6 protein-coding genes are annotated in these 3,489 nt (G+C 33.9%); 3 read left to right on the forward strand and 3 right to left on the reverse strand.

Annotated features, from left to right (window positions below; all coding sequences use genetic code 11):
* Positions 1–340 precede the first annotated feature (340 nt).
* Together DW981_RS14260 and DW981_RS15265 are read left to right on the forward strand one after the other, a co-directional pair.
* The gene (locus tag DW981_RS14260; RefSeq protein WP_118508209.1) at positions 341–736 is read left to right on the forward strand and encodes a transposase; all 396 of its coding nucleotides are present in this window, start codon (positions 341–343) and stop codon (positions 734–736) included.
* A gap of 571 nt (positions 737–1,307) precedes the next feature.
* Complete coding sequence (locus DW981_RS15265) at positions 1,308–1,448, forward strand: hypothetical protein (protein WP_182434308.1); 141 nt, start codon at positions 1,308–1,310, stop codon at positions 1,446–1,448.
* Between the two features lie 167 nt (positions 1,449–1,615).
* Here DW981_RS15265 and DW981_RS14275 read toward each other — a convergent pair whose 3' ends face one another.
* Positions 1,616–1,747 carry a hypothetical protein gene (locus tag DW981_RS14275; RefSeq protein WP_118508211.1) on the reverse strand — a complete coding sequence of 44 codons (132 nt, stop codon included), beginning with the start codon at positions 1,745–1,747 and terminating at the stop codon, positions 1,616–1,618.
* 190 nt (positions 1,748–1,937) lie between these two features.
* Here DW981_RS14275 and DW981_RS14280 point away from each other — a divergent pair, with 190 nt between their 5' ends.
* Positions 1,938–2,486, forward strand: a complete 549-nt coding sequence (locus DW981_RS14280; RefSeq protein WP_182434309.1) for a type II toxin-antitoxin system PemK/MazF family toxin — start codon at positions 1,938–1,940, stop codon at positions 2,484–2,486.
* Between the two features lie 438 nt (positions 2,487–2,924).
* Here the strand turns inward: DW981_RS14280 and DW981_RS14285 are convergent, their stop codons facing one another.
* Positions 2,925–3,254, reverse strand: a complete 330-nt coding sequence (locus DW981_RS14285) for a hypothetical protein (RefSeq protein ID WP_118508213.1) — start codon at positions 3,252–3,254, stop codon at positions 2,925–2,927.
* Between the two features lie 25 nt (positions 3,255–3,279).
* A partial coding sequence (locus DW981_RS15430) for a hypothetical protein (protein ID WP_207664014.1) occupies positions 3,280–3,489 on the reverse strand: 210 nt, incomplete at its 5' end.

Raw genomic sequence — 3,489 nt, forward strand, 5'->3', positions numbered from 1 at the left:
ACTGTGAAAAAGAGCAAAACCAGCGTTTTGCTCTACAAGAATTGCTAAAGCAATTCTTGGCGATGTCACGCTACATAACAGCAATTTCCTATCAACTGAAAACTAATTGCGGCAAGGCAATTGCTATAGTTTCTTCATGGCAGAACCCGCAATATAGTGGCTGCAAAATATAATTAAACCATCGACATAGTAAGCAATATGTGACAACATGATAATTTTTGATGTGCGAAGACAATATGTAATGACCTCCGATTTGTAGCATCGTGGATTTACCTGTATACTATGAATTGGAAACAAACAATGGTAACAGGGATTACCGCATACAAAAGGAGGTCACCAAATGTATTATAACACAATTTACGTAGGAATGGATGTACATAAAAATAGTTTTACACTTTGCGCTTACACAATCGAATCAGAAATGGCATCTCACTTTCAAAAAACCGAAGCCGATTACAAAAAGGTACTAAAGTATCTTGAGTTTCTTCGTACCATCTACGGAAACGATACAAAGTTTCTATGCGGTTATGAAGCTGGCTGTCTCGGTTATACGTTATATCACCAGTTATCCGCCAGAAATGTGGATTGTGTGATCCTTGCCCCGACCACAATGTTGGAGCAGCGCAGCAGAAAACGCATTAAAACAGACAGACGTGATGCAGAAATCATTGCTAAATGTCTTGCACAGCATAATTACAGTCCTGTACACATTCCTATTCAAATGATTATTTCTTGACATTTCTGACATGCAATTATCTAATGCATACTGTTTTAGTACAGTATCACTTGCTTCTCCAACTCTACCTCCGAATGATTTTTCATCAATATTGGCATTCTGATTTTGAACGTTTGATGCTGTAAGTTTTTCTTTGATAGATTTCATAAGATTAGTATTCTGTTCTCGCACTCTTGTTCTATCATTTCTGTAAATCACAAATGCTCTAGTGTACTTTGAATCACAGCATAGGGTTGTGAATATTGTGATGAACAATAATACTGTCAGCCGGTTTTATGATAAGCTAGATATGGTCGAGCAGCAAATTGATCGGATCTGTGATTTCTTTCTACGCATAAGCAAAAGCTATCTTATCAATCTTATGTGTATACGAGCTGTGCGTTCTACGTCAATCACAATGTCAAATGATATAGAACTCAACATTGGTCGTAAGTATTTAGATCGTGTGCATCAAACCATAAAGAATATACGGTAGATTTATACAAAAATATGTCGATTTGTGCAACAGCCACATTTATTCGACAGAATGTTGTATAGTGATTATATCAAATACTTTATGGAGGAAATGGATATGAAAAGAATTATAGTTTTAGACACAAGCGGCGTGTACTCACAGATTTATGATGAGGTTTATGCCAGCGGTGATGAGTGGAAAGAAATTGCTGCAAAGTACCGTGCACAGGGATATGTGTGCGTGGTACTTACATATTAATTAGTAGAAAGGATATAGAATATGATGAAACTTATTTACATATTAAAACAGATATTACCATTAACTTATTATACAAAATACAGAGTCCAGACCGGAACAAAAGAGTTGGCAATCTGGACTCAATGGTTCGGTAAACCATTTAATATCAAGCGATTTACCTTAGCCGATTAGTGAAAGTATGTTCCGCTACATGTTGGGCAGGGTGGCATTGTACCGGTGTCATCATCTAATACAACCACCTGTCCACAGTTATCGCAAGTATATTCGCCTTTACCTGGCTTCTCTCCTGTACTCGGCATGGTAAACCTCCTTTGTAATGTGATATTTTGATAGGAATATTTTACCATATAGAGGATAAACAGGGCAGCCGGAACGTTAGTTCTATTCCTCTTTCCTATTTCATAAAATTGTAGAATATATGTTCTGATAGAAATATGTAGTATTATGTCGTATAATATTTGGTATAAATTACCAAAGGAGAATTGTTATATGGCTCAATATGTTACAAAGAAACAACAGGTTAAAAATTTATTAAATGAAATAGAAAAGGTTATAACAAGCGTAAATGCTGACATAGCAATTCCTATTTTACAATGGACAAAAGAAAAGATATTGATGGATTCATCTGAAAAATATAGACAAGATAAGTATAAAACAACAAAATGGAAGAAATTCAAACCAAGAGCTGTTAAACAATGGGAAGTGTATGGATGTGCTTTAGGTAAAAATGTTGGTAGTGAACAAAATGGTAAAAGTAGACCTGTAATTATTGCACAAGATACAAGTAAATGTATGAAAAGTCCTACTGTTCTCATAATTCCCTTAACTGCCGCATATGATAAGAATGGAAGTAAGAAAAGAAAATTGGATACACAAATTGAATTTTCTCATCCCTCTATGTCTAAGGTGTCATATATTAAGGTGGAACATGCAAGATGTATTTCCAAAGCAAGATTGACAGAAAAAATGTGTGACCTTGATGCCGACACAATAAATGATATTAAAAAGATGGTAAAAGTTGTATATAATATTGATTAACCTATTGACAAGAGGATGAATATAATATATTATAAAGACACAAAATAAATATGACTGTTGCGAGAGAATTAACATAATGTTATTCTTTCGTTGTACATTGGGTTTAATGTATTCGCACTTATTTATAAGTGAAACTGAATATATTCCAATGGTTATAAACTGTATGGGAAAGCACCTAGAAATTTACTAGGTGTTTTCTTTATGTAAAAATAAAAGAACAGCAATATATCATTCACTACTCTCCCATCCTAATTCATCCTGATATAGCCGGAACATGTATTTTATTAGAAATCACTCTTATATTTATTAAAATGTAACTGATTATTGATTTAAATAGAGAATATATAAATAGAAGCCCACAGCTATCACTAGTATATGAACTTTTACCCGGCTTCTCTCTTGTATTAGGCATACGTTTCTCTTCCTTTCATAATACTATTATTCTTTCTTTATCTCATCTTCCATCTTGCTAAAATCTATCCCATATCGTTTTTCTAACATATTGAGGATATTGCAGATTCCGTTGCCGATGAATAGATGTTTGGAGCCAAACACATATTTCATTGTATTAACCTCGTCAGGAGAAATCGAAGAAATAATATACCTATGTTTATGGAGATCACCATCTTGGTAAATAGTTACCGGGTATCTAAATGCGGCACCTTCAACGCCGGTGTATCCATCGTATGAATTTGGGTTATAGCATTCACGACCGATTTCATATTCAAGTTGTGCTATTAACGCTGCAATTTCTGGAGTAATTTTCATAGATGATCTCCTTTCGGTTATGAGGCTAATTGAATATACTTGCCAACATAATTAATAGTCCAATGATGAATACGCCCAAGAAGAAAAGTAAAATATTCTCTATGGTGTGTAAACAATTATATGCTTTAATTTGATAGTGCAATATCAACTCTTCTACTGAGTGATTTCCTAATGTATATTTTTTATAAACAACATGTTGTAATTCATCTTCATATTTGATCACATGGATTATTTT

It is taken from the genome of Clostridium sp. AM49-4BH (genome assembly GCF_003478335.1).
Classification (GTDB): domain Bacteria; phylum Bacillota; class Clostridia; order Lachnospirales; family Lachnospiraceae; genus Butyribacter.

Bases quoted from the DNA above. Each gene is read 5' to 3' on its own strand.
- DW981_RS14285 (WP_118508213.1), bottom strand. From the start codon at position 3,254: ATGAAAATTACTCCAGAAATTGCAGCGTTAATAGCACAACTTGAATAT.
- DW981_RS14280 (WP_182434309.1), top strand. From the start codon at position 1,938: ATGGCTCAATATGTTACAAAGAAACAACAGGTTAAAAATTTATTAAAT.
- DW981_RS14260 (WP_118508209.1), top strand. From the start codon at position 341: ATGTATTATAACACAATTTACGTAGGAATGGATGTACATAAAAATAGT.
- DW981_RS15265 (WP_182434308.1), top strand. From the start codon at position 1,308: ATGAAAAGAATTATAGTTTTAGACACAAGCGGCGTGTACTCACAGATT.
- DW981_RS14275 (WP_118508211.1), bottom strand. From the start codon at position 1,747: ATGCCGAGTACAGGAGAGAAGCCAGGTAAAGGCGAATATACTTGCGAT.